The 25,608-nt window shown below is 68.6% G+C and carries 25 protein-coding genes; 12 read left to right on the plus strand and 13 right to left on the minus strand.

What is annotated here, in order from left to right:
• Positions 1–54: 54 nt before the first annotated feature.
• Positions 55–1,170: a branched-chain amino acid ABC transporter substrate-binding protein gene (locus FB600_RS28415; RefSeq protein WP_096752582.1), complete on the minus strand. Its 1,116-nt coding sequence runs from the start codon at positions 1,168–1,170 to the stop codon at positions 55–57.
• A gap of 187 nt (positions 1,171–1,357) precedes the next feature.
• Positions 1,358–2,419 carry a proline racemase family protein gene (locus tag FB600_RS28420; protein WP_047838017.1) on the minus strand — a complete coding sequence of 354 codons (1,062 nt, stop codon included), beginning with the start codon at positions 2,417–2,419 and terminating at the stop codon, positions 1,358–1,360.
• A gap of 168 nt (positions 2,420–2,587) precedes the next feature.
• Between FB600_RS28420 and FB600_RS28425 the strand changes: the two genes are divergently transcribed.
• Both FB600_RS28425 and FB600_RS28430 read left to right on the plus strand, forming a co-directional pair.
• Entirely contained in the window at positions 2,588–3,304 is a 717-nt protein-coding gene (locus FB600_RS28425) for a GntR family transcriptional regulator (protein WP_017917952.1), read from the plus strand.
• A gap of 41 nt (positions 3,305–3,345) precedes the next feature.
• Entirely contained in the window at positions 3,346–3,546 is a 201-nt protein-coding gene (locus tag FB600_RS28430) for a hypothetical protein (protein ID WP_096752581.1), read from the plus strand.
• Positions 3,547–3,558: 12 nt separating this feature from the next.
• Here FB600_RS28430 and FB600_RS28435 read toward each other — a convergent pair whose 3' ends face one another.
• Positions 3,559–3,765, minus strand: coding sequence for a hypothetical protein (locus FB600_RS28435; RefSeq protein WP_045577432.1), 207 nt, complete (start codon positions 3,763–3,765; stop codon positions 3,559–3,561).
• Positions 3,766–3,769: 4 nt separating this feature from the next.
• On the opposite strand from FB600_RS28435, the gene FB600_RS28440 reads away from it, so the two are divergent.
• Positions 3,770–4,141, plus strand: a complete 372-nt coding sequence (locus tag FB600_RS28440; protein ID WP_145757739.1) for a hypothetical protein — start codon at positions 3,770–3,772, stop codon at positions 4,139–4,141.
• 98 nt (positions 4,142–4,239) lie between these two features.
• Here the strand turns inward: FB600_RS28440 and FB600_RS28445 are convergent, their stop codons facing one another.
• The 3 genes from FB600_RS28445 to ggt all read right to left on the minus strand — a co-directional run bounded on the left by FB600_RS28445 (position 4,240) and on the right by ggt (position 7,664).
• Positions 4,240–5,031: a hypothetical protein gene (locus FB600_RS28445; protein WP_124076810.1), complete on the minus strand. Its 792-nt coding sequence runs from the start codon at positions 5,029–5,031 to the stop codon at positions 4,240–4,242.
• A 37-nt stretch (positions 5,032–5,068) separates the two neighbouring features.
• Positions 5,069–5,602, minus strand: coding sequence for a hypothetical protein (locus FB600_RS28450; protein ID WP_098182567.1), 534 nt, complete (start codon positions 5,600–5,602; stop codon positions 5,069–5,071).
• Between the two features lie 304 nt (positions 5,603–5,906).
• On the minus strand, positions 5,907–7,664 hold the full coding sequence (ggt, locus tag FB600_RS28455) for a gamma-glutamyltransferase (protein WP_098151713.1): 1,758 nt from the start codon (positions 7,662–7,664) through the stop codon (positions 5,907–5,909).
• A gap of 260 nt (positions 7,665–7,924) precedes the next feature.
• On the opposite strand from ggt, the gene FB600_RS28460 reads away from it, so the two are divergent.
• Complete coding sequence (locus FB600_RS28460) at positions 7,925–8,809, plus strand: MurR/RpiR family transcriptional regulator (protein ID WP_098182565.1); 885 nt, start codon at positions 7,925–7,927, stop codon at positions 8,807–8,809.
• A gap of 123 nt (positions 8,810–8,932) precedes the next feature.
• On the opposite strand, the gene FB600_RS28465 is transcribed toward FB600_RS28460, so the two are convergent.
• The 5 genes from FB600_RS28465 to FB600_RS28485 form a co-directional block, all read right to left on the minus strand.
• A complete protein-coding gene (locus tag FB600_RS28465) occupies positions 8,933–9,529 on the minus strand; it encodes a TetR/AcrR family transcriptional regulator (protein WP_098151710.1) in 597 nt (198 codons plus the stop codon).
• Between the two features lie 102 nt (positions 9,530–9,631).
• Positions 9,632–11,203: an efflux transporter outer membrane subunit gene (locus FB600_RS28470; RefSeq protein WP_244118270.1), complete on the minus strand. Its 1,572-nt coding sequence runs from the start codon at positions 11,201–11,203 to the stop codon at positions 9,632–9,634.
• A gap of 1 nt (position 11,204) precedes the next feature.
• On the minus strand, positions 11,205–12,776 hold the full coding sequence (locus FB600_RS28475) for a DHA2 family efflux MFS transporter permease subunit (RefSeq protein ID WP_145757738.1): 1,572 nt from the start codon (positions 12,774–12,776) through the stop codon (positions 11,205–11,207).
• On the minus strand, positions 12,773–13,861 hold the full coding sequence (locus FB600_RS28480) for an HlyD family secretion protein (protein WP_145757737.1): 1,089 nt from the start codon (positions 13,859–13,861) through the stop codon (positions 12,773–12,775). Before FB600_RS28480 ends, FB600_RS28475 begins: the two co-directional genes overlap by 4 nt.
• 346 nt (positions 13,862–14,207) lie before the next feature.
• Positions 14,208–15,251: a LacI family DNA-binding transcriptional regulator gene (locus tag FB600_RS28485; RefSeq protein ID WP_098182563.1), complete on the minus strand. Its 1,044-nt coding sequence runs from the start codon at positions 15,249–15,251 to the stop codon at positions 14,208–14,210.
• A 174-nt stretch (positions 15,252–15,425) separates the two neighbouring features.
• Here FB600_RS28485 and FB600_RS28490 point away from each other — a divergent pair, with 174 nt between their 5' ends.
• Genes FB600_RS28490 through FB600_RS28510 form a run of 5 tightly spaced genes read left to right on the plus strand, consistent with a single transcriptional unit; the run spans position 15,426 to position 21,857 of the window.
• A complete protein-coding gene (locus FB600_RS28490; protein ID WP_096752570.1) occupies positions 15,426–16,595 on the plus strand; it encodes an ABC transporter ATP-binding protein in 1,170 nt (389 codons plus the stop codon).
• Between the two features lie 27 nt (positions 16,596–16,622).
• Positions 16,623–18,629, plus strand: a complete 2,007-nt coding sequence (locus FB600_RS28495; protein ID WP_145757736.1) for a beta-galactosidase — start codon at positions 16,623–16,625, stop codon at positions 18,627–18,629.
• Positions 18,630–18,677: 48 nt separating this feature from the next.
• Positions 18,678–19,940, plus strand: a complete 1,263-nt coding sequence (locus FB600_RS28500; protein ID WP_105820500.1) for an ABC transporter substrate-binding protein — start codon at positions 18,678–18,680, stop codon at positions 19,938–19,940.
• A gap of 59 nt (positions 19,941–19,999) precedes the next feature.
• Complete coding sequence (locus tag FB600_RS28505; RefSeq protein WP_145757735.1) at positions 20,000–20,980, plus strand: carbohydrate ABC transporter permease; 981 nt, start codon at positions 20,000–20,002, stop codon at positions 20,978–20,980.
• Positions 20,981–21,005: 25 nt separating this feature from the next.
• Positions 21,006–21,857 (plus strand): carbohydrate ABC transporter permease, encoded by an 852-nt coding sequence (locus FB600_RS28510; RefSeq protein WP_025100383.1) that lies wholly within the window; start codon positions 21,006–21,008, stop codon positions 21,855–21,857.
• Positions 21,858–21,890: 33 nt separating this feature from the next.
• Here the strand turns inward: FB600_RS28510 and FB600_RS28515 are convergent, their stop codons facing one another.
• Both FB600_RS28515 and FB600_RS28520 read right to left on the minus strand, forming a co-directional pair.
• On the minus strand, positions 21,891–22,649 hold the full coding sequence (locus FB600_RS28515; RefSeq protein WP_096752566.1) for a hypothetical protein: 759 nt from the start codon (positions 22,647–22,649) through the stop codon (positions 21,891–21,893).
• A gap of 155 nt (positions 22,650–22,804) precedes the next feature.
• Positions 22,805–23,374, minus strand: a complete 570-nt coding sequence (locus tag FB600_RS28520) for a helix-turn-helix domain-containing protein (protein WP_025100381.1) — start codon at positions 23,372–23,374, stop codon at positions 22,805–22,807.
• 36 nt (positions 23,375–23,410) lie between these two features.
• Here FB600_RS28520 and FB600_RS28525 point away from each other — a divergent pair, with 36 nt between their 5' ends.
• The 3 genes from FB600_RS28525 (at position 23,411) to FB600_RS28535 (ending at position 25,561) form a co-directional block, all read left to right on the plus strand.
• Positions 23,411–23,935: a GNAT family N-acetyltransferase gene (locus FB600_RS28525; protein WP_017917969.1), complete on the plus strand. Its 525-nt coding sequence runs from the start codon at positions 23,411–23,413 to the stop codon at positions 23,933–23,935.
• Positions 23,932–24,375, plus strand: a complete 444-nt coding sequence (locus FB600_RS28530; RefSeq protein WP_145757734.1) for a DMT family transporter — start codon at positions 23,932–23,934, stop codon at positions 24,373–24,375. Before FB600_RS28525 ends, FB600_RS28530 begins: the two co-directional genes overlap by 4 nt.
• 226 nt (positions 24,376–24,601) lie before the next feature.
• Entirely contained in the window at positions 24,602–25,561 is a 960-nt protein-coding gene (locus tag FB600_RS28535) for an alpha/beta hydrolase family protein (protein ID WP_098151706.1), read from the plus strand.
• Positions 25,562–25,608: the final 47 nt, after the last annotated feature.

Below are 25,608 nucleotides of genomic sequence, written 5' to 3' on the forward strand. Positions count from 1 at the left end.
GCGCGAACGCCGCCCCGCTTGACCGGATGAATCGCCGTTCATCCGGATACGCGCTCAGTATGGCGTGAGGGTGTTCTTGCGGAAGGTGTAGACGGTGGTCGGCGCGCCTTTCAGGTTGCCGTTGGCGTCGAACGAATAATGGCCGGCGATGCCGTCGTATTCGATGCCCGCCAGGTAGCCGCGGATCTTGGCGCGATCGGTGGTGCTGCCGGTGGCCTGCATCGCCTTGGCGATCATCATCACGCCGTCGTAGAAGTTCGCCGCATACACCAGCATGTCGACGTGATAGGTCGACTTGTAGCGCTGCACGAAGGCATGGCCGGCCGGCGTCTTGTCGAGCGCGGTGCCGCCCTGCGCGCAGTAGGCGTCGACCGAGGCGTCGCCGGCCAGTTGCGGCAGCTCGGCCGAGCACATGCCGTCGCCGCCGAGCAGCTTGGCCGGAATCGCCATCGAGCGCATCTGCTTGAGCATCGGGCCCGCCTGCGCCGAGTAACCGCCGTAGAAGATCGCGTCGGGCGCCTTCTCCTTCAGGTTGGTCAGGATCGCGCGGAAATCCACCGCGTTCGAGTTGGTGAACTCGCGCCCGACCACGGTCAGGCCGATCTTCTGCGCCTCGCTGATGAACTCCTGCGCCAGACCCTGGCCATAGGCGGTGCGATCGTCGATCACCGCCACCTTCTTCGCCTTCAGCACCTTCTGCGCGAAATCGGCCATCGAGCTGCCGAGCTGCGCGTCGCTCGCGCCGATCCGGAAGATCGTGTTGTAGCCCTGCGCGGTCAGCGCCGGGTTGGTGGCCACCGGCAGCGTCGCCACGCCGGCGTTCTGGTAGATCCGCGAGGCGGGAATCGCCACGCCCGAGTTGTTCGGACCGAGCACCGCCAGCGCATGGCTGTCGGCCAGCTTCTGGGCGATCTGCACGCCCACCTTCGGGTCGCCCTGGTCGTCCTCCGAATCGAGTGCGAGCTTGACCGTCTGCCCGCCCACCGTGATGCCCTTCGCATCGAGATCGGCGATCGCCAGCTTCGCCCCGTTCTCGTTGTCCTTGCCGCTGCCGGCCTGGGGGCCCGTCAGCGGGCCGGAAAGCCCGATCGTCACGGTCGAGTCGGCCATCGCCCACGCCGACGCCACGCAAAGACTGCACGCTGCCACTGCCTTGGTCAGATTGTTCATGTCATGTCCTACGGGTTGGTTCAACAACTGGAGAGCCGGGGCGGCGGCCTGGCTCCAGGTGCCGTAACGATCCGGAATCCTCAATAACAAAATGAGCGGAACCCACGGTTCCGATCCTGCCGTGCCTTGGTGTGTCCTCCGTGACGATACGCGGCTCGCGCCGCGTGGTCGATCGATGCCTTGCTGCTTACCGGCGCGACTTGATCAGCTTGTCGTCGACGGCCTCGAGCCAGGTATCCGACAGCGTGAAACCGGTCTGGAAGCGGTCGCTCGGATCGACGCCGACCTGCGAGATCGCGCTGATCCAGGCTTGCCCCGATACCACCGGCACCACCGCGGGGCGATCGCCGAGCTTGGTCAGCGAGGCGATGCGGCTTTCGAAGAGGGAGCCGATGATCGACTCGTGCACGAAGGTCTCGCCCACGCTGATCAGCCCCTTCGCGTGCAGCACCGCGAGCCGCGCCGAGGTGCCGGTGCCGCAGGGCGAACGATCGCAGCGGCCCGGCGAGACGATCACGGTGTTGCGCGACTTCAGCACGCCGTTCTCGCGGCGCACCGGCAGCACGAATTCGGTCTGCGTGATGCCCTTGATGTAGGGATTGAGCGGATGCGGCGAGGGCAGTTGCTCGGCGGCGGCGGCCTTGATGATCTGGCCGAGTTCGCACAGCTCGCGCGCCTCGTCGGGCGTGATGCCGAAGCCGAGCGCCTCGGCGTCGACGATCACGTAGGTCATGCCGCCGTAGCCGACGTCCACCTTCAGCGTGCCCACGCCCTCCACCTCGATCATCTGGTCGAGATGGTTGGCGAAGGCCGGCTGGTTGGTGAACTCGACCTTGGTGACTTTCCCGTTCGAGCATTCGCAGCGGATCGAGATCAGCCCGGCCGGCGATTCGAGCAGCAGGTTGGTGACCGGCTCGACCATCGGCAGGATGCCCGTCTCGAGCAGCACGGTGGCCACGCACATGGTGTTCGAACCCGACATGGCCGGGTATTCGGTCGATTCGGCGATCACGTAGCCCATCTGCGCGCGCGGATCGGTGGGCGGCAGGATGAAGTTCACGCTCTGGTTCGCCGAGCCGCGCGGCTCGAAGATGGCGATGCGGCGCAGTTCGTCGGCCTGCTCCTCCAGGTACATCATCTTCTCGAACATGCTGGTGCCGGGCACGTCGAACACGCCACCCGTCACCACGTTGCCGACCTCGCCTTCGGCGTGGCAGTTCACCACCGTAAATGTCCTGCTCCAGCGCATGAGCCTTGACCTCTTGAAAGGATGGGGGATCGGCCCGCGGGGCCGGATCGAACCTGTCAGCGTGCTGCGATATCCTGAACACTGTAGATTGTATCCAATATGCTGTACGCGTTTTTTGGTGTCAAGCACTGTCTGTGGCATGATCTGGCCTGTAATTCAGGAATCACGATGACGATGCAAGACCTGTCCGAGCCGCCCGGCTCCTCCCCTGCCCGCTCGCCGTCCTCCGGCAAGCTGGTCCGTTCGACCACCGTCGATCTCGCGCTGGAGGCGATCCGCGGCAAGATCCTGCGCGGCGAGCTGCCGCCCGGCGCGCCGCTGCGCCAGGAAGCGCTGGCCGAGGAACTTGGCGTGAGCCGCGTGCCGGTGCGCGAGGCGATCACGCGCCTGCAGGGCGAGGGCTTCGTGACGATCATTCCGCACAAGGGCGCCTATGTCTGCGCGATCTCGGCCGACGAGGTGCGCGAGACCTTCGAGATTCGCCTGCGCCTCGAACCCTGGATCTTCGGCCGCGCGATGCCGGCCTCCAGCGAGACGACCTTCGAGGCCGCCCGCGCGCTGGTCCTGCAGATGGACGAGGCGACCGAGACCACCTGGGGGCAGTTGAACTGGCGTTTCCATGAAACGCTCTACGCGCCCTCGGGGCTGGATCTGGCGATCGAGACGCTGCGCCGCCTCAACGATCGCAACGAGCGCTATTTCCGTTTTCAGGTGGTGAACGTGCCGATTCGCGAACACACGCGTCGCGAGCACCTGGAGATGATCGAGCTGAGCCGCGCGCGCGACGTGCGCGGCGGCGCCGCGCTGCTGCGCGAGCATTTGCAGCACGCGATGCGCGACATCGTGGGCGTGGCGGAGCGGCTGCTCGCGCCGCGCGGGGGCTGAGCCGCCAGCGGGTGGCTCGCCGTCGGGGCGGCCCCGCCCCGATGCGCGTCGTCGACGATGCGTTCGGCGACACCGTCAGCGTCCAGGACACCGGGGCATGGTCGGCCAACTACGACGAATTCGAGCACGTCGTCGCCGGCCGCTACCTGTTCCGGTTTCTCGTCAGGAAGACCTGCGGCGCGGATTTCCGGGAATTCGACCGTCGTGCCGCGCGCTTCGTCGATGCCATGATCGAGAAATAGCCGCGCCGCCGCTCAGGCGTGGATGTCCACCGAGGTCGCGCCGCCCGTCTGGCCGTTCATGGCCTTCGACAGCGCCGCGAGCGCCTGCTGCAACTGGCCGCTGATCAGTTCGATCTCCTGCAGCAGGGCCTGTCGCTCGGTCTCGTTGTGGGCCTGCGCGAGCTGCTTCTCCACCTGCTTGAGCATCTGCTCCAGCCGCTTGATCACCTGCTCGATCAAGGCGATGCCGCTGTTCGACTGGCCGCTGCCGCTCGCGCCCGCCGCGCCGCCGGATTTGCCCGGTTTCGCGGTGCTCGCGGCGGGTGACATGCCTGAGGACATGGAAGCATTCGAGGACTTCGCGTCGCTCGATGCGCTGGTCGAGGCCGTGGTGGCTGCTGTGGAAGCCGGGTTCGGCGACGTCGCCGCCGCTGCCTTGCCGGCGGCATCGTTGCCGATGGCACCGGCGGAACTCACGGACTGCGCCGCCTTGCCGGCAGACGCCGCATTCGCAGCATTCGCCGCGTTGGCCGCAGCCGCTGCCTCGGCCCGGCGTTGCCTGTCGCGGTCGCCGTTGCCGGTGCCCGAGGATGAGGTATCGAAGGCGCTCGTGTAACTGGCGGATCCCGGCGGGATGATCATGCTGGTTCTCCTGGCGGATGAAGAGACGGCGCGGCGGCCGCGCATTGCATGGCGCGGCCGTCGACACGTGCCTCAGGCGCTGGTGTTGATCTTCGAGCCGACGCGGATGCGTTCGCTGCGCAACTCGGTATCGATGAACTGGTTCGCGCTGGCGATCGACGCCTGCAGCGTGCGCTCGTCCTTGCGGGCGGCATTGCGTGCGCCGCGATCGTGGCGCGAGGCCCACCAGCGATGGTGCGCGTCGGCCAGTTGCTGGCGCCAGCCCGAGATGCTTTTCCTGAGCTTGGGCAGCCAGTTCGGATCGTCGGTGATCGAACTGCTGCTGTTACGGCCTTTCGAGCCATTCGCGCCGCTCGCGGCTTTCGAGCCGTTCGCGGTATTCGAGGTGTTCGCGGTGCTGGTCGAATTGCTGGCGGGCTTGCCGCCGTTTTGCGTGCCGGTCTTGCTGCCCTGCTGCGTGCCGGTGTTTTGCGTCGACGCGTGCTGCGTCGACGCGGCATGACTGACGGCCGCGCGTGCCGTCGCGTTCGATCGGCTCGTCGCCGTCCGCATCGCACGTCCCTTGCCGGTACGCGATGTGGAGGTGACAGACGAGATCGATCCGGCCGCGGTATTGCCGGAACCCGACTGTATGTTCATGACTTCCTTCCCCAAGGCGTTGCGCGCCATGCGTGTGGGCGCAACCTGATTTGTCGGCAGGATTAACGGCATCGAGCCTCGGAAGTTGAGCGGAAGCCGGGAACAATCTTGTCGAGTTTCGTGTAGTTGGCCCGAGCCTTCGGGCGGCTGCACCGGTTTCGCTCGGCGACACGAAACAATGTCGCGAAAAGCGACATGGATTGTCATGCCGGCACGAAGATCCATGCCGACATGATGCGGGCATCGTGATCGCGCGCCCGGCTCACTCGCCGGCGAACAAGCGCCGGTAGTAAGCCTCCCCCGCCTCGAGATGCGCGCCGAATCCGAAACCGCGCGCCAGCATCTGCTGCATTTCCTGGCGTTCGATGCGCATCACGTAGCTCGTCTCGGTGGTGACGAGCCGACAGGACGCACCGTCCGCCACGGTTGCACTGAACCATTTGCCGGGATCGGCGTGCCCGGCCGGAAACGCGCGATCGCGTGCCTCGACGCGCCAGCCGCCGTCGAGCAGGATCCAGTAGGGCGCATCGGTGTCGACGGCCTCGTCGCAGGTGGCGATCACGGCGCCGGCCTGGGCTTCCCATTCGCGCGAATGATCGATGGTCCATTGCAGTTGTTCGGTCGACAGCGCGGTGAAGAACGGCGTATGCCGCAGCAGGTGCAGATAGGTGACGGAGGGCTTCATGGTCAGGTTCCGGGCGGCGTCGGGTTCGGGCTTGCCGCTGCAGGCGGTCATGCCGAGCATCGCCAACAGCGCGACGAAACTCGGGAACAGGCGAAGCAGGCGGCGCGGCATCGAGCGGGACTCCAGCGGGTCGTGGCAGGCGGAACACCCGCGATGCGCGGGCCCGCCTTGCCGAACGGGGCTCCCGGTCGGGACCGGGGACTGGCATCGATGATGCGCGAGCGCGCCGCAAAGATCATCCGCCCGGAATGGGCATCACTGTTCCACCAGCGTCAACGATCGAGCGCCCGCGAAGGAATCGGGCCGCCGGAAAAGACACGGGCGCATCGTCATCGGATGCGCCCGCGGGAGAAGAGAGAACCGAGAGAGCCGCCCCGCCGCGATATCGGCGGGGCGAGGCGGCGACAGCGATCGATCAGTAGCCGACCGCCGCGCCGGCGGGACGGCGCGGATCGTTCGCGCCGTAGATGAAGCCGGGACGCACCATGCCGGACACCGAGGAATCGTTGCCCGAGCTGACGCGGCTGGCCACCTCGGTGCCGGGCAGGCCGACCAGCACCAGCTCGGCGGCGCCCCAGGGGGTCTGCTCGACCATCTTGTAGCCCATCTTGCGCAGGATCGCCAGCGTGTCGGGCGACAGGCCCATGGTTTCGTAATAGACCTCGTCGGGCAGCCACTGATGATGGATGCGTGGCGCGTCCACCGCGTCCTGCGGCGCCATCCCGTAGTCGATCACGTTCAGCGCCGTTTCCAGCGTGATCGTGATGATCCGCGAGCCGCCCGGCGAGCCGATCACCATGAAGGTCTTGCCGTCCTTGGTCACCACCGTGGGCGCCATCGACGAGAGCGGCCGCTTGCCCGGCGCGATCGCGTTGCGCGTGCCCTGCACCAGGCCGAACAGGTTCTGCACGCCTACCTTGACGGTGAAGTCGTCCATCTCGTCGTTGAGGAAGAAGCCCGTGCCCGGCGCGATCACCACCGCGCCGAAGCGGCCGTTGACGGTGTAGGTGGTCGAGACCGCGTTGCCGTCGGCGTCGATGATCGAGTAGTGGGTGGTTTCCGGCTTCTCATGCACGCTGAAGCCCGGGATCACGTCCTTCGAGGAAGAGGCCTTGTCCTCGCTGATGGTCTCGCGCAGCTCGGCCGCGTAGTCCTTGCTCAGCAGCTTGTCGAGCGGGTTGTCGATGAAGTGCGGGTCGCCCAGCAGGGTGTTGCGGTCCAGGTAGGCATGGCGCATCGCCTCGGTCATGTAGTGCACCGCCGCGGCCGAGTGGTAGCCGAGCGCACGCATGTCGTAGCCTTCGAGGATGTTCAGCGTCTCGCACAGCGTGACGCCGCCCGAGCTCGGCGGCGGCGCCGAGATGAAGGTGTAGCCGCGATAGTCGCACTTGAGCGGCTCGGTGTCCTCGGCGCGATAGGCGGCGAAGTCGGCCGCGCTGATCACGCCGCCGCCCTGCTTCGAGGCCGCCTCGACCAACTGCGGGATCCTGCCGTGATAGAAGGCCTCGTCGCCGTGCCGGGCGATGTTCTCGAGCGTCGCCGCGAGATCCTTCTGCACCAGCCGGTCACCCGGCTGCAGCGGCGAGCCGTCGGCGCGCAGGAAGATGCGCGCCGCGTCCGGATCGCTGCGGAAGCGCTTGGTGGTGGTATCGAGGATGTCGGTGTCGCCGCGCGTGAGCACGAAGCCGTCGCGGGCGAGCTTGATCGCCGGCGCCATCACCTGGCGCAGCGTGAGCTTGCCGTATTTGCGCTCGGCCAGGTTCAGGCCCGCCACCGTGCCCGGCACGCCGACCGCGCGATAGCCGTACAGGCTCTCGCCGGGCTTCACGTTGCCGGCCTCGTCGAGGTACATGTTGGCCGAGGCGCCGGCCGGCGCCTTCTCGCGGAAATTGATGAAGCGGTCGCGGCCGTCGGCCAGGTGCAGGGTCATGAAGCCGCCACCGCCGATGTTGCCGCAGCAGGGGTTGGTCACGGCCTGCGCGTAGCCGACCGCCACCGCCGCATCGACGGCATTGCCGCCCTGCTTGAGGATCTGCACGCCGATCTCGGAGGCCAGATGCTGCGAGGACACCACCATGCCGTGCTGCGCCTCGACGGCGGGCTCGGATGCCGCCTGGGCAATCGATTGGACGGCCAGCGTCAGGACGGTGGCTACGAGAAGAAATCGCCGCATCGGACATGCGCTCCATGGGGGACGGATTCACGGCCGGGACGCGATCCCCCCGGAAATGCGCCTGCCCGCCTTGCCGATGAATGTAACGTTCGGTACATATCGGAATGACGGCGATCGTAGCATGCGCAATATGTGGACAAAATCCCGGTGTATACCCGCGCTCGACGCCCTTGTTTCGCCTTTTCCTCGCGGGCACGATGTAATGTCCGTTACAGGCTCTCTCCTCTCCATCCATATAGGCGGCAAGCGAAAACGGCACCATGAGCAAGACGATCCGCACCACCCTGCTGTCGGCCCCGCCCGATTTCACCGCCTCCGAGCACCGGATCGCCGCGGCGTTGCTCGAGCGCTACCCGAGCCTCGGGCTGCTGCCGATCGCCGAGGTGGCCGAGGTGGCCGGCGTGAGCGCGCCCACCGTGTTCCGCTTCGCGCTCAAGCTCGGCTTCGACAGTTATTCGGCCTTCCAGCAGGCGCTGCACGCGGAGATCGACGCGGCCATGAATTCACCGCTGAGCCGGATGGACATGCCGCGCTCGGAGTTGAGCGGCGAGCCGACGCCGGCTTCGATGCTCGACCGGCTGACCGACTCGCTGCAGGACACCAAGGCGCATTTCGACGAGGCCGCCTTCGGGCGCGCGGTCGCGCTGCTGTCGGACGAGCGCCTGCGCGTGCATTGCGGCGGCGGGCGCTATTCGTCGTTCCTGGCGTCCTCGCTGGCCTATTCGCTCGCCTACACGCGGCCGAACGTGGCGCTGATCCAGCCCGACCTGGCCTCGTCGTGGGGCATCCTCGCCGACATCGGGCCCGGCGACCTGCTGTTGCTGCTCGACTTCCGCCGCTACCAGGAATCGGTGATCGAGTTCGCCGCCACCGCGCATCGGCAGGGCGCGCGGATCCTGCTGCTGACCGACGAATGGATGTCGCCGATCGGCGCCTTCGCCGAGGTGGTGCTGCGCGTGCACGGGCGGCCTTACGAGGTGCTGGAGAGTTCGGTGCCGGCGCTCGCGCTCTGCGAGATGCTGGTGATCAGCATGGTGAGCCGGCAGCCCGAGCTGGCCCGGCAGAGGATGGAGCGGGTCGAGGCCTTGTTGCACATGACGCCCGCGCGGGAGCGGGACGAACATGGGAATCGGCGGGAGGGGTGAGGCGGACCGGCTCGGATGGGCCTGGATCGGCCCGGCGGACGGCATGGCCTGCCGCCATGCTGATTGAATGGAAATGCGCGGCGAGTCGGACTTGCCGCGAGTCGATCCGGCAAGTTCCCTGCCTCACTCCACCGCTTCGGTTTCCAGATGAAACCGCTTCAACAACACGCGCCGCGAAGTCTCCAGAATCTCCTCGCGCGCCTCGCCGCCCACCAGCCGCGCGCTGAGCAGCGCGCCGAACATCTCCGAGCGCATCGAGCGCGCCATCGAATCGGCATCCTCGTAACCGAGCAACTGAAATTGCGCCGCGATGCGCTGGTGCTGCCGCTCCATGCCGCGCGCGAAGGCGGCGCGCGTCTCGTCGTCGAGGCGCGGGATATCCGAGCCGAGCGCCGCGATCGGGCAACCCGTGTTGCGCGCGGCGCAATGCGTGGCCGACAGGTAGTGGTCGATATAGGCGAGCAGCGCCTCGCGCGGCGGCTTGCCGTTCATGCGCTTGTCCAGGCGCGCGGCGGTCTCGTCGAACATGAAGTCGATGGCCGCCACGATCAGCGCGCCCTTCGATGCGAAATGCGCGTAGAACCCGCCATGCGTGAGCCCCGCCTCGGCCATCACGGCGGCCACGCTGACGTTGTCCGGACCCTGTTCGCGGATCGCGCGCGCCGCCGCCGCCAGCACGCGATTGCGGCTTTCCTGTTTGTGCTCGGGGCTGTATCGCATCCGTCTCACCTCGCCAAATAACGCTACAACATACCACGCTGCCCTCTGCCGCGACCCCGCCCCCATTCGCTGAGCGAGGCCGGGCAAGCTGGCGCGCGGCCCTTACGGCCTCGCGTTCGCGGTCGGCGTACCCGCCGCCGGCGCGGTCGATGCCGATGCAGTGCTCGCCAGCGCCGCCTCGTGCGAATCCCGCGGCGCTTCCGGCGCCCAGCCGCCGCCGAGCGCGCGATAGGCCGCCACCGTGGCGCGCGCGCGATCGCCGCTGGCCAGCACCCAGGCGCGGCGCGCTTCCAGCAGGCTGCGCCGGCGCAGCAGCAAATCGCCCTCGGCGGCCGCGCCCTGCTGGTAACTGCGCCGCGCCGATTGTTCGGCGCGGCTGTTCGCGCCCACCGCCGCGCGCCACTGATCGGTGTTCTCGCCGGCCTCGGCCAGCGCCACCAGCGCGTTCTCCACATCCTCGCTGGCGCGCAGCACCGATTGCCGGTAGCGCGCGAAGGCCTCGGCGCGCGCCCCCTTGGCCTGCGTGACCTCGGCATCGACGCGGCCGAAATCGAACAGGCGCCAGTGCAGCCCGGCCAGCGCGGTGGGCTCGAAGGCGCGCGCGGAAAACAGGCTGCCGTGGTTCATCCGATCGAAGCCGAGCAGCCCGGACAGGGAAATATCCGGGTAATACTGCGAGAGCGCCGCGCCGATGCCGGCCGTCGACGAGGCCAGCTCGCGCTCGGCCGCGATCACGTCGGGCCGCCGCCGCAGCAGATCGGCCGGGCGCAGGTCGGCAGGTAGCCCCGGCGAAACCCACATGTCGGGCGGCGTATCGCCGATCGCGGCCGCGTTGGTGCCGGGCGCGTCGCCCATCAGCACGTCGAGCCGGTTGCGCTGGCGCTCGGCCAGCGTGCGCAGCCCCGGCAGCAGCGCGCGATCCTGCGCGAGCGTGGCCTCGGCGTCGTCGCGTTCGCGATCGAGCGCGACGCCCTGGCGGACCCGGTCGTCCATCACGTGCACATAGGCCTGGTCGGTATCGATCTGCTCGCGCAGCAGCACGATCGCGGCCTGCGCGCTGCGCAGCTGGAAGTAGGCGTCGGCGGCCTCGGCCACCACCGAGACGCGCGTGCCCATGCGCGAGGCTTCGGCCGCGTCGGCCTCGTCGCGCAGCGCCTCGGCCTGGCGATGCAGGCCGCCCGCCAGATCGAGCTCCCAGCTCGCGCCCACGTCGATCTGCTCGACCGTGATGTTGCGCTTGTAGCCGGGAAACTGGCTCGCCACGGTGCCGAACGGGCTCACCAGCGACTGGCGCTGCTCGGTGACGCTGCCGTCCAGGCTGCCTTGCGGCAGCCAGCCGGTCGCGGCCTGCCCCGCCGCCGCGCGCGCCTGGATCACGCGCGCCTGGGCAGCCTCGAGGTCGAGGTTCTGCGCCAGCACGCGCTCGACGATGCGCGTCAGCACCGGATCGTCGAAGCCGCGCCACCAGCGGGCCAGGTCGGTATTGCCGTCGCTCGCGAGCTGGCCGAGCGCGGCGCCGGAATGATAGTGGTCGGCCATCGCCAGCTCGGGCCGGTGATAGTCGGGGCCGACCATGCAGCCCGCCAGCAGCAGGCTCGCCAGCGCGGCCGGCGCGAGCGCGCGCCATGGCAGGCGCCGCTCGGTATTCATCGAAACCATCTTGTTCGCATCCATGTCAGTGTCCGGAGTCGCGGCTCGGGGACGGCGGCGCACCTACCTTGCGCAGCATCGGGGCCAGCAGGACGGCCAGCGCGAAGGCCGCGCCGATCACCAGGAACGCATCGGCGTAGGCCATCGTCGAGGCCTCGCGGAACGCCAGCGCGCGCAGTTGCAGCAGCGTGGCCGAGGCCGCGTGCGCGGTGTCGCCGAAGGCCTGCCCGAAGCTCGCCCGCGAGCCGTCGAGCAGCGATTGCATGGCGGCATTGCTGCTCGTCAGCGCGCTGGCGATGCGCTCGAAGTGGAAGTTCGTTCGGTTGTTGAGGATCGCCCCGCAGATCGCGATGCCGACCGCGCCGCCCAGGTTGCGCATCATGTTGAACAGCCCGCTCGCATACTTCACGCGCGACATCGGCAGGCTGCCGAGCCCGAGCGTGACGGCCGGCGCGACCGCGAACACCTGCGGCAGGCCGCGGATGATCTGCGGCCAGAACAACTGGTCGCCGCCCCATTCGTGCGTGATCTGCGCGAAGCTCAGCATCGACAGGCCGAACATGGCGAGACCGAACATCATCAGGTAGCGCGTGTCGACCCGGTTGGCGAGCGACATGTAGGCCGGTACGCCGAGGAAGCCGCCCAGCCCGGTGGCGCAGACGATCGCGCCGGTCTGCAGCGCCGACAGGCCGCGCACGTAGCCGAGGAACAGCGGCAGCAGGTAGATGGTGCTGAAGATGCCGATGCCGGTGATGAAGGACAGGATGCAGCCGATCGTGAAGTTGCGGTTGCCGAAGGCGCGCAGGTCCACCACCGGATGCGCGTACACCAGGCTGCGCCACACGAACAACACGCCGGCGATGCCGAAGATCCAGGCCGAGTGGCGAATGTCGGCATCGTCGAACCAGTTCCAGCGCGAGCCCTCCTCCAGCACGTACTCGAGGAAGCCGAGGAACACCGCCATCAGCACGATGCCGGGATAGTCGGCGTCCTTGAGCAGCGAGAGGTCCGGCTCGTCGATGCGCACCATGGTCGCCACCCCGAGCGCGACCAGGAGGCCCGGTATCACGTTGATGTAGAAGATCCAGCGCCACGACATCGTGTCGGTGATCCAGCCGCCGATCACCGGCCCGAGCGCCGGCGCCACCGCCGCGATGGTGCCGATCACCGCGGCCGACATCTGCCGGCGCTTGCCCTGGAAGTAGTGGAAGGACGAGGTGAACACGGTGGGGATCATCGACGCGCCGAGCATGCCCTGCAACGCGCGGAACAGGATCATGCTGCCGATGCTCCAGGCCAGCCCGCAGAGCATGCTGGCGATCGTGAAGCCGATCGCCGAGGCCACGAACAGCCAGCGCGTGGAGAACACGCGCGTGAGCCAGCCCGACAGCGGAATCGTGATGATCTCGGCGATCAGGTAGGCGGTCTGCAGCCAGCCGATCTGGTCCTGGCCGGCCGACAGGCCGCCGCCGATGTCCTGCAGCGAGGCGGCCACCACCTGGATGTCGAGCAGCGCGACGAACATGCCGATGCACATCACCGCGAACGGCAGCACGGGGGGATGGGCGCTCGCGGCTCCCTGGGCGGGCGTGCTCATCGCGCGACCGATCGGGTATCGACGGTGGCGACCACCGACAATCCGGCACGCAGCGCGCCGACCGAGGCGACGGCCGGATCGAGCGCGATACGCACCGGCACGCGCTGCACGATCTTGGTGAAGTTGCCGGTGGCGTTCTGCGCGGGGATCACGCTGAACACCGAGCCGGTGGCGGGCGCCAGGCTCTCCACGTGCCCTTCGATCTTCAGGCCCGAGTCGACGTCGGCCTCGATCTCGACGGCCTGGCCCATGCGCATGTGACGGATCTGGTCTTCCTTGAAGTTCGCGTCGATCCATAGGCCCTTGGCGGGCACCAGCGACATCAGCTGCGTGCCGGCCGCCACGTAGGTGCCGGGATGCGCGGAGCGATTGCCGACGTAGCCGTCGACCGGCGCGTACAGCGTGGTGTAGCCGTTATCGAGCCTGGCATTGCGCATCGCGGCTTGCGCCTGCTCCACGCGCGCCTGCGCCTCGACCTTCTGCGCCTCGATCACCGTCAACTGGCGGCGCTGCGCGTTGACCGCCGCCGCCGAGGCGCGCACGCGGGCGCGAGCCTGGTCGAGCGAGGTCTGCGCGCGCTGCGAATCCTGCTGCGTGCCCGAATGCGATTCGGCGAGATTGCTGTAGCGCTCGGCGTCGCGATTGGCGAACTGCAGCGAAGCGGTGTCGACATCGGCCTGAGCCTGGGCTTGCGCGATGTCGGCCTCCACCAGCTGGTGCTGCGCGTCGAGGCGCGTGAGCGCCGCCTTGGCCGCGTCGACCTCGGCCTGCGCCGCATCGAGGCGCGCCGTGAAATCGGCCGGATCGAGCTCGATCAGCGGCTGCCCGGCATGGACCAGCGCATTGTCGGCCACCAGCACGCGCGCCACGTAGCCCGAGACGCGCGGCGAGATCACCGTGACGTTGCCGCCGACGTAGGCATCGTCGGTCGACTCGTAGAAACGTCCGCTCAACCACCAGTAGATGCCGTAACCCACCGCGCCGATCACCACGACCGTCAGGATGACGAAAGGAATGATCCGTCGTTTGCGGGGTGCATCGCGCCCTGCCGCGGCATCGCCTGCGGCGGCGTTGTTGTCTTGCATGCTTGACTCCTGTAATCGGGGGTGCCTGGCAGGCCGGGCCAACGCTGCGGTGTGCCCGGCCCTGGCTGACGGGGAGCGGCCGGATGCGCGCGCGGCGCCCGTGTACGCCCCGGCGCCTTGCCGGGCGGGGCTCACGGGCGCCGCGCATCGCCATAGTATGACGACCATCATGCAACATGATATGACGAACATCATTCAATGGGCAAGCGTCTCGATGCGACGCACAAAGGTCGGACGGAAGAAGGGAAATCGTCGGAGGATTACCGCCGCCGGCAATGGGCGGCGCAAGCCATGACGGGAAACGGAATGGAAACGGCTCGTTGCGGACGCAACGAGCCGGCGCGCGCTAATCGCGCATCGGACGCGCCGGCCCGGTCGAATCGCGCACCACCAGGCGCGGCTCGGAACTCACGGACATGCGCGGCACGGCGCCCTCACCGGAACCGCCGCCATCGCGCGCGGCGATCAACTCGTCGAGCAAGGCCACCGCCTGCTCGGCAGCCTCGACGGTGGGCACCGTCACGGTGGTCAGCGCCGGCCGGAATTCGCTGGCGAGCTGGATGTCGGTGATGCCGACGATTGACAACTCGGCCGGCACGGCGATGCCGGCATCGGCCGCCGCGCGGATCGCGCCCAGCGCAGGCAGATCGTTGGTGGTGAACAGCGCGCTCAGGTCGGGATGCGCATCGAGCAGTTCGCGCGCGGCGGCCTGGCCGCCCTGCATCGTATCGGGCGCGTAGACCATCGGCGCCGCCGCGCCGTCGAGGCCCGCCGCATCGAGCGCGGCCACGAAGCCCTCGTAGCGCGCCGTGTGGATGCCCCAGGCCTTGCTGCCGACGATCGCGCCGATCCGGCGATGCCCGAGCGAGAGCAGGTGATTGGCCGCCAGCTCGCCGGCGCGCCGGAAATCGACCGCCACGCAGGGAAGCCCCGGCGGCGCATCGGGCCGCTCCCACATGCACAGCACCACCGCCGCGCCGCGCGCCTCGGTGGCATGCAGGTCCTCGAAACGCAGGTTCGCGTTCATCACCAGCACGCCTTCGGACAAGGTGCCGGCGATCTGGTCGAGATAGGCGCGGCCGGTATCGGGATCGCCCTCTGTATTGCAGATGATCAGGAAACGGCCGCTGCGCCGCAGCGCGCTTTCGACGGCCAGCGCGAACTCGGGATAGAAGGGGTTGGCGATGCTCGACACCATCAGCGCGATGGTCGGCGCGCGCCCTTCCGCCAACGCGCGCGCCGCCAGGTGCGGCCGGTAGCCCAGCGCCTCGATCGCGGCCAGCACGCGCTCGCGCGTCTTCGCGCCCACCCGGCCGCGATTGCGCAGCACGTTGGAAACGGTGGCGGGTGTCACGCCCGCGGCACGGGCCACTTCGGTCAGGGTCGGCATGACGTCAATATCTGGGACAGCGGAAAAATAGTTGCCAGTTGGCGCATCGCGTTCGATGATCGATAGACAACCCGAGCCTGGAAACGACGATCGCCTCGACGGTCGTTTTTTCGGGGCTGGATGGTTAAGCGCTTAATCATATCTCGAGCGCAATTAAATCATGGAGACGCGGGAATGGCCAGCATCGTTTTGCAGGATGTATGGAAGGCCTATGGCGACGCGGCGCCGGTAATCCGCGACGTCGACCTGGAAATCGGCGCGCACGAGTTCTGCGTGTTCCTCGGGCCCTCGGGCTGCGGCAAGTCCACCTTGCTGCGCATGATCGCCGGCCTGGAGGACGTCAGCGGCGGCGAGCTGTCGATCGGCGGGCGCCGCGTCAACGACGTGCCCGCCGCGCAGCGCGGCGTGGCGATGGTGTTCCAGGGCTACGCGCTGTTTCCGCACATGACGGTCTACGAGAACATCGCGTTCGGCCTGCGCCTGGCGAAGACGCCCAAGGCCGAGATCGACCGCAAGGTCCGCGAGGCCTCCCGCATCCTGCAGCTCGACGCCTTGCTCGAGCGCCATCCCAAGGCACTTTCCGGCGGCCAGCGCCAGCGCGTCGCGATCGGCCGCGCGATCGTGCGCGAGCCGGGCGTGTTCCTGTTCGACGAGCCGCTGTCGAACCTCGACGCGACGCTGCGCGGCCAGACCCGCATCGAGATCGGCCGCCTGCATCGCCAGTTCGGCGAGGCCAGCGTGGTCTACGTCACGCACGACCAGGTGGAGGCGATGACGCTGGCCGATCGCATCGTGCTGCTGCACAGCGGCGCCGATACCGAGCGCCACGGCAGCATCGCCCAGGTCGGCGCGCCGCTGGAGCTCTACCATCGCCCGGCCAGCCGCTTCGTGGCCGGCTTCATCGGCTCGCCGCGCATGAACTTCATCGAGGCGAAGGTGCTGGAAGCCGGCGAACACGGCGTCACGATCCGGCTCGAGGGCGGCCAGGAAAGCGCGCGGCTGCCGGTCGACCCGAGCCGCCTGCGGCCCGGCGACGAGGTGTGCTTCGGCATCCGCCCCGAGCACCTGGTGCTCGCCACGAGCGACGACAGCGCGCAAGCCACCGCCGCCGTGACGCTGACGCGCCGCGTGACGCTGGTCGAGGCGCTCGGCGAACACAGCTACGTGCATCTCGACCAGCCCGGCGCGACGCTGATCGCGAAGGCGCCCGGCGGCCTGCGCGTGGCGCGCGGCGACACCCTCAGCCTGCACGCACCCGCCATGTCCTGCCACCTGTTCGGCGCCGACGGTTTCGCGATCGCGCCACGCGCGGCGCAGGCCGCCGCCCTGCCCTCCCTGACCTGACGAACGTACCCGCACGAGGAACCCCCGATGCATCTTGGCGTCTGCTACTACCCCGAGCACTGGCCCGAAGCCCTCTGGCGCGACGACGCCGCGCGCATGAAGGCGCTCGGTATCGAGCGCGTGCGCATCGCCGAATTCGCCTGGAGCCGGATCGAGCCCACGCCCGGCGAATACGACTGGGGCTGGCTCGATCGCGCGATCGACACGCTCGGCGCGGCGGGCCTGCAGGTGGTGATGTGCACGCCCACCGCGACGCCGCCGAAATGGCTGATCGATCTTCATCCCGAGATCCTCGCGATCGGCGCCGACGGCCGGCCGCGCCAGTTCGGCTCGCGGCGCCACTACGATTTCTCCTCGCCCGTTTATCTCGAAGCCTCGCGGCGCATCTGCGAGGCGGTCGCGCGACGCTACGGCGAACATCCGGCCGTCGCCTACTGGCAGACCGACAACGAATACGGTTGCCACCACACGGTGCTCAGCTACTCGCCGGCCGCGCTGGCGGGTTTCCGCGACTGGCTGCGCACGCGCTACGGCAGCATCGGCGCGCTCAACGCGGCCTGGGGCACGGTGTTCTGGAGCATGGAGTATCGCGGCTTCGAGGAAATCGACGCGCCGGTCGGCACCGTCACCGAGGCGCATCCCTCGCATCGGCTCGACTACCGCCGCTTCGCCTCGGACGAGGTGCGCCGCTACAACCGCATGCAGGTCGAGCTGATCCGCGCGCATTCGCCGGGACGGCCGATCGCGCACAACTTCATGCAACTGTTCACCGAGTTCGACCACTACCCGGTGGCGGCCGATCTCGACATCGCCGCCTGGGACAGCTACCCGCTCGGCGCGCTCGAGGAGCAGTGGTACGCGCCGGCGGTGAAGGCGCGCTACCTGCGCACCGGGCATCCCGATTTCGCCAGCTTCAACCACGATCTCTACCGCGGCATGTCGAAGCTGCCGTTCTGGGTGATGGAGCAGCAGCCGGGGCCGGTCAACTGGGCGCAATGGAACCCCTCGCCGCTGCCGGGCATGGTGCGCCTGTGGAGCTGGGAAGCCTTCGCGCACGGCGCCGGCTGCGTGTCCTACTTCCGCTGGCGCCAGGCGCCGTTCGCGCAGGAGCAGATGCATGCCGGGCTGAACACGCCGGACAACCGGCTCGATCTCGGCGGCAAGGAGGCCGCCGTCGTCGCCGAGGAACTGCGCGCGCTGCGGGCCGATCGCGACGCCGACGCGAGCGGCCCGGTACATGCCCGCGTCGCGCTGGTGTTCGACTACACCGCGAAATGGCTGTTCGAGATCCATCCGCAAGGCGCCGACTTCCACTATCCGCGCTTCGCCGTCGAGTACTACTCGGCGCTGCGCTCGCTCGGCCTCGACGTCGACATCGTGCCGGCCGACGCGCCGCTCGACGGCTATCGCCTGGTGGTGGTGCCGCCGCTGCCGATCCTGCCCGACGACTTCGCCGCGCGGCTGGCCGCCAGCGGCGCGCAGGTGGTGCTGGGCCCGCGCAGCGGCTCGAAGACGGTCGAGTTGCGGATTCCCGCCGAATTGCCGCCCGGCCCGCTGGCCTCGATCCTGCCGGTCCGCGTGTGGCGCGTGGAATCGCTGCGGCCGAACCTGGCCGAGCCGGTACAACTCGCCGCGACCGAACACGAGGCCGCGCACCGGGGCGAGGCCCATCACTGGCGCGACCTGGTCGAGGCCGGGCACGCCGCCACCGAGATTCGCGCGCGCTTCGAGGACGGCCACCCGGCCTGGCTGCGCCACGGCTCGCTGCACTATCTCGCGAGCCTGTTCGACCAGGCCACCACGGCCGCGCTGTTCGCCCGCATCGCCCGCGAAGCCGGCCTCGAGCCGGTCGCGCTCGGCGACGCGGTGCGCGTCAGCCGGCGCGGCAAGCTCACCTGGGTCTTCAACTACGGCCCCGATGCCCACACGCTCGACGCCGCCATTCCCGATGCGGCGATCGTGATCGGCACGCGACGTATCGAGGCGGCCGGCGTCGCCGCCTATCGCTCGCCCGAGCACGACGCCACGCAATAAGCCAGGACGGAAACACCATAAAACGCAGTCCAGACACGGAGACAGCAGATGCAGATCCATCAGTCACGCCCGCGCCGCGGCCTCGCCAGGTTCGCCGCGCTCGCCGCCTTGCTCGCCGGCCTCGGCGCGCCGCTCGCGCAGGCCGATACGCTGAACGTCAATATCGCCTTCAAGGGCGCGAGCCAGCGCGCGGTCTGGAGCGAGGTGATCGACGCGTTCCGCAAGGCGCATCCCGGCACCGAGGTCAAGCTGTCCTTCGTCGACGAGGAGGCCTACAAGGTGCAGTTGCCGAACTGGCTGATGACCGCGCCGCCCGACATCGTCAACTGGCACGACGGCGAGCGCATGGCCTACTACGCCAAGCGCGGCCTGTTCGAGGATCTCTCCCAGGACTGGCAGAAGAACCGCTGGGACAGCATGTACGCCTCCACCAAGGAAGCCTCCTCCTACCAGGGCAAGCCCTACGCGGCGCCGACCGTCTACTACGGCTGGGGCATGTTCTACAGCCGCAGCGCCTTCAAGAAGGCCGGCATCGCCGGCGAGCCGGGCAACTGGGCTGAATTCCTCGATGCCTGCAAGAAGCTGAAGGCGGCCGGCGTCGCGCCGATCGCGGTGGGCGGGCGCGATGCCTGGACGCTCGCGGGCTGGTTCGACTACCTGGACCTGCGCCTGAACGGCAATGCCTTCCACCAGCAGTTGATGGCGGGCGAGGTCGCCTATACCGACGCGCGCGTGAAGAAGGTCTATGCCGCCTGGAAGCAGTTGATCGACGCCGGCTACTTCATCGACAACGCGCTGTCCTACGATCTCGACGCGGCCCAGCCCTTCCTGTTCCAGGGCAAGGCCGCGATGATGCTGATGGGCACCTTCATCACCGGCGGCTTCACGCCGGCCGCGCGGCAGGACATCGGCTTCTTCCGCTTCCCCATCATGGACCCGAACGTGCCGACCGCCGAGGACGCGCCGGTCGAATCGCTGCACATCCCCGCCAAGGCGCAGCACAAGGCCGAGGCGCGTGCCTTCCTCGCCTTCGTCGAGACGCCGGCCGTGGGCGCGCAGCTCGCCAAGGGGCTCGGCTCGCTGTCGGCGAACAGCCAGTCGCCGGCGCCGGACGAGCCGATCTCGCAGATCGCGTTCCGCATGCTGGCCAGCACCAAGGGCGGCCTCGCGCAGTTCTACGATCGCGACATGACCAAGGAGATGGCCGACGAGGGCATGAAGGGCATGCAGCAGTTCCTGGCCGACCCGAGCCGGCTCGACGCGGTGCTCGCGCAACTCGAAGCCGCCCGCCAGCGCATCTACAGGAAGTAAGCCGGAAGCGGCGGCGCGGCCTCGCGCGCCGCCGCTTCCGGAGGTTCAGGAGATACGCCGTGCCCCGTTCCGTCTTGCCTTCGTCCGTGTCCTCGTCGCTCTCGCCCACCGCCGCGCCGCCCGGTGACGAGGGCGCGCGCCCCGCGTCCGCGCGGCGCGAACGCTCGCTGGCGCCGCCCGCGCGTCGCCAGCGGCCGCATCGCCACCGGCTCGCCGCCTTCCTGTTCCTCGCGCCGGCCTGCCTGATGTTCGCGCTCTACGTGGTGTGGCCGGTGATCTCGACGATCCGCCTGTCCTTCTACCACTGGGACGGCATGAGCGAGCCCGGCTTCATCGGGCTCGACAACTACGCCGAGCTGCTGCACGCCGACACCTTCTACACGGCGCTGAAGAACAACCTGATCTGGCTGCTGCTGTTCCTGCTGGCGCCGCCCTTCGGCCTGGCGATCGCGCTGTACCTGAACCAGGCGCTGGCCGGCATGCGGCTGCTGAAGTCGCTGTTCTTCGCGCCCTTCGTGCTGTCGGGGGTGGTGGTCGGGCTGATCTACTCGTGGTTCTACGATCCCACCTTCGGCCTGCTCAAGCTGCTGCTCGGGCACGGCATCCCGGTGCTCGGCGATCCGCGCTACGCCACGCCCGGCATCATCTTCGCGGCGCTGTGGCCGCAAACCGCCTACTGCATGATCCTCTACCTGACCGGGCTGACCACGCTCAACGCCGAACAGATCGAGGCGGCCCGCATGGAAGGCGCGAAAGGCTGGACCCTGCTGTGGCACGTGGTGCTGCCGCAGTTGCGGCCGGCCACCTTCATGGCGATCGTGGTGACCGTGATCGGCGCGCTGCGCAGCTTCGACCTGATCTCGGTGATGACGGGCGGTGGCCCGTTCGACAGCTCCACCGTGCTCGCGTATTACATGTACGACCAGGCGATCAAGTACTACCGGCTCGGTTATTCGTCCGCCATCGCGGTCGTGCTGTTCGCGATCATGATGCTCTACATCGTGTTCCACCTGCGCCACCTGCTGCGCAGCGAACGCTGATCCCCAAGCCATCCGGGAGACCCCGATGTTTCCGACTCCGATCGAACGCTGGAAACCCGCCTCGCGCGCGCTCTACAAGCTGTCGCTGCCGCTCGCGCTGCTGGTGTGGCTGCTGCCGCTGCTCGCCGTGCTGCTCACCTCGGTGCGCTCCTCCGAGGAACTGAGCGCGGGCCACTACTGGGACTGGCCACGACACATCGCGATCGTCGCCAACTACCGCGAGGCGCTGACCGCCTCGCCGATGCTGCATTACCTCTGGAACAGCGTGCTGATCACGGTGCCCGCCGTGGCCGGCGCGATCCTGCTGGCGGCGATGGCCGGCTTCGCGCTGGCGATCTACCGCTTTCCCGGCAATACCTCGCTGTTCACCGTGTTCGTGGCCGGCAATTTCGTGCCGATCCAGGTGCTGATGATCCCGGTGCGCGACCTCACGCTCAAGCTCGGCCTCTACAACTCGGTGGGCGGCCTGATCCTGTTCCATCTCTCGTTCCAGACCGGCTTCTGCGCGCTGTTCCTGCGCAACTTCATCAAGCAGTTGCCGTTCGAGCTGGTGGAAGCCGCGCGCATCGAGGGCGCCAGCGAATGGACCGTGTTCGTGCGCATCATCCTGCCGCTGATCCGGCCCGCGCTGGCCGCGCTCTCGATCCTGGTGTTCACCTTCGTCTGGAACGACTACTTCTGGGCGCTGTGCCTGACGCAGGGCGACGACGCCGCGCCGATCACGGTCGGCGTGGCCGCCCTCAAGGGGCAGTGGACCACCTCCTGGAACCTGGTCTCGGCCGGCTCGGTGCTGGCCGCGATGCCCTCGGTGGCGATGTTCTTCCTGATGCAGAAGCACTTCGTGGCGGGGCTGACCTTCGGCGCGACCAAGGGCTGAGCAAGGGCCCGACACGGCCCGAACCCGGCGCGCTCAAGCCTCCGGGTGCAGCCAGGGCTGGGGCGACAGCGGCGGCAACCGCGGCTGCCCCGCCACCGGGCTGGGCGGGCGCGACACGATCAGTTGTCCGTCGCACAGCCTGTCGCCGGTGAACAGCGGCGACTCGCCCCGCAGCACGTTGGCCACCGGCATGCGGCCCGCGCTGCGGATCGTGTCGAGCGCGCTCGAGCCCGCCACGGGCATCACCTTGTCGCCATCCACCAGGCCGTAGCCGGCGCCCGTCTGGCTCTGGTAGCAGATCCACCAGCGCCCCGAATCAAACATCATGAACAGCAGCGCGCGGGGCGATTCGCGCGTGCCGTAGCCCTCGTGCGTGAGGGCCGCGGCGAGCTTCGAGCTCGAGGCGCGGCGGTTCTTGTATTCGGTCTGCAGATAGCTGCTGCCGCCCGTGACGTGATAGACGCGGAAGGTCCGGTCGTTGAGCTGGTCGACCAGCAGCGAGCAGCCGGAAAAATCCGGCGTGAATACATACTTGCGATCGGTGGCCAGCACCGGGATATCGCAGGAGCCGCCTTGCGGCACCCAGTAGGCGGGGATCGGCGAGTCGTCGGCGATCTCGGCCTGGGTGGTCGGCGCGATCCGCACCGCCTTGAGCTGGCCCTCGCCCACCTTGCGCAGGTCGACCGCGTCGACCTGGTCGCCGACCTGGAACACGCCGGCCGTGGTCAGGTAGTTCTGCTTGGTGAAGGATTGCGTGTCGCTGAGGAAAAACCGGTTCAAGCCGAGGGCCATGCAGCCTCCTGTGGATGTCGAACGGAAAGCCTCGATGCAGCGTGGACGCGCATCGACTCGACACCAGAACGGCCCGGCCCGGCGATTTATTCCCCGCGACGCTTGATCAGCTGCACAAGCGCCGCGCCGGCGCCTCCTGCCGGCGCCTTCGCGCCCTAGCCCTTCTTCAGCACGATCACCGCGTACTTGCAGTTCGCCGTGCTGTCGTTGCGGAATTCGCAGTCGGCGGGCGGCCCGATCTCCAGGCAGTCGCCCGCCTGCAGTTCATGGCGCTCGCCGCCCTCGACGAACACCAGCGTGCCGTCCAGCACCCAGATCAACTGCCGCATGTTCAGGTAGGCCGAGGCCGGCATCGGAATCCCGGCGCCCGGCGGCAGGTCGATCTCGACCAGGGTCAGCGGCGACACCGATTTCGGCGAGACGTGGCGGCGCACGTAGCCGCTTTGCGGATCGACCCAGACCGGCTGGTCGTCCACCCGCAGCAGCCGCCCGTCCTCCAGCTCGGCCAGCGCCAGCAGGGCCGACATGCTCAGGTTGAAGGCCCCCGCCAGCTTGGCCAGCGAGGTGGCGGTCGGGCTGCTCTCGCCGCGCTCGATCTTGTGGATCATGGCGCGCGACACGCCCGAATTCTCGGCGAGATTGGTCAGCGACCAGCCGCGGCTCTCGCGCTCGGCGCGAATCCGGGCGCCGATTCGTTGATCGATATCGTCTACTATGGTGTACACTCGTTTCAATTTAGTGGACAGCCCAAGGAGGCTGGCATGGAAATTCGCGACGCGGGCCCGCAGGACATCGAAGGTATCACGGCCATCTACAACCACGCGGTCCTGCAGACCACGGCGATCTGGAACGAGACCGCCGTCGACACGGCCAATCGCCTGGCCTGGCTCGCCGATCGGCGCAAGGCCGGTTATCCGGTGCTGGTGGGCATCGACGAAGCCGGCGAGGTGGTCGCCTACGCTTCGTTCGGCGACTGGCGCGCCTTCGACGGCTTTCGCGGCACGGTCGAGCACTCGATCTACGTGCGCGACGACCAGCGCGGCCGCGGCCTCGGCCCGCAACTGATGGCGGTACTGATCGAGCGGGCGCGCGCGATCGGCAAGCACGTGATGGTGGCCGGCATCGAGGCCAACAATGCCGGCTCGGTGCGCCTGCACGAGCGGCTCGGCTTCGTCCATACCGGCACCCTCAAGCAGGTCGGCATGAAGTTCGGCAAATGGCTGGACCTGACGTTCATGCAGTTGACGCTGGATGCGCGGCCGAACCCGGACGCGCCGCGCCCATGATGCCGTGGCTGCCGTTCTGCCTGCTGGTCGGCGCGGGCGCGGCCGTGGTGGTGCAGAACACCCTGATGGCGCGCATCACCGAATCGGCCTCGACGGTGCTGATCGCGCTGATCGTCAATTCCTCGGTCGGGCTCGCCGCGCTCTTGACCCTGCTGGCGATGCGCTCGGGCAAGGCCGGCTTCGGCGAACTGGCCGGCGCGCTGCGCGGCTGGGGCCTGGTGCCAGGGCTGCTCGGCGCCTTCTTCGTGTTCGCCAGCATCCATGGCTACCAGCGTTTCGGCGCGGGCACCACGATCGCCGTGCTGGTGGCCAGCCAACTGGTGTTCGGGCTGCTGCTCGACAGCGCCGGGGCGCATGGCGGCGCGCTGTCGGCGCGGACCCTGCTGGGCGCGGGCGTGCTGGTGCTCGGCGCCTTCCTGGTGGCCTCGAGCAACGGCTGAGGGCGCGCGATCGATGAGCGGCGCGCCGCCGCCTGACGCGGTGCACGATTGACGCGCCTCGCGCGCACGGCTATACATCGTCGTCGTTCGGCGGCGCCGCGCCCTCAACGCATTGCACGTTGCACGTTGCACATCGCGACAGCGCGGCCTGTTTCGGAATGCGAACCTTTCAGGGCGCTTGCGGCTCCCCGCCGCGACGCGCTCGCCCGCCTCGGAGCGAGACACGATGAGACGCTGGCTGCTGGCGCTGCTGCTGTTCGGTCTGTCCACCACGCTCTCGCAGGCGGCCGGCCTGCGTTTCGCCCAGGTTCCCGCCGACGGCGACGGCCCCGCGCTGAAGCTCGCGATCTGGACGCCCTGCGCCGCCGCCGCGCAAGCGCTGACGATCGGCCCTTATGCGCTGAGCGCCACGCGCGACTGCCCGACGCTCGGCAGGCAGTTGCCGCTGGTGGTGATCTCGCATGGCCACGGCGGCTCGCTGCTCAATCATCACGATCTGGCCGAGACGCTGGCCGACGCAGGTTACGTGGTCGCCGCGATCGATCATCCCGGCGATACCCATGCCGACATGAGCCGCAACGCCGATATCTCGTCCTTCGTCGAACGGCCGGCCGACATCCGGCGCCTGATCGACTACCTGCTGACGACCTCGCCGGTGGCGGAATCGATCGATGCCGACCGGATCGGCTTCTTCGGCTTCTCGCGCGGCGGCTACACCGGACTGGTGCTGGCCGGCGGCCGGCCCGACTTCGTGCATGCCTACGTGCCCTGCCCGGACCCGAAGCTGCCGATCTGCGAGCAGATCCGCAACCGCCGCCTGCCCAGCCAGCCGCTCGCGCGCGACCCGCGGATCCGCGCCTACGTGCTGGCCGATCCGCTCAACGAGTTTCCCGATCCCGAGGACCTGAAGGACGTGAAGGCGCCGATCCAGCTCTGGGCGTCCGAGCTCGGCGGCGACGGCGTGCTGGCCGGCACGATCGCGGCGCTGGCCTGCTCGCTGCCGGCCAAGCCCGAATCGCACGTGGTGCCCGGCGCCGCGCATTTCGCGTTTCTGCCGCCCTGCCCGGCGAGCCTCGCGCATGATTCGCCGGCGCTCTGCACCGATGGCGCGGGCTTCGATCGCGCCGCCTTCCACCGGGACTTCAACGCCAAGGTGCTGGCGTTCTTCGACGCCCGGCTGCACTAGACGGCGGACTTTCCAAGCCTTCCCCGGGTAATCCCTCATGCCGCCTC

Origin of the sequence: Burkholderia sp. SJZ089 (assembly GCF_007828315.1) — a bacterium.
GTDB lineage: Bacteria > Pseudomonadota > Gammaproteobacteria > Burkholderiales > Burkholderiaceae > Burkholderia > Burkholderia gladioli.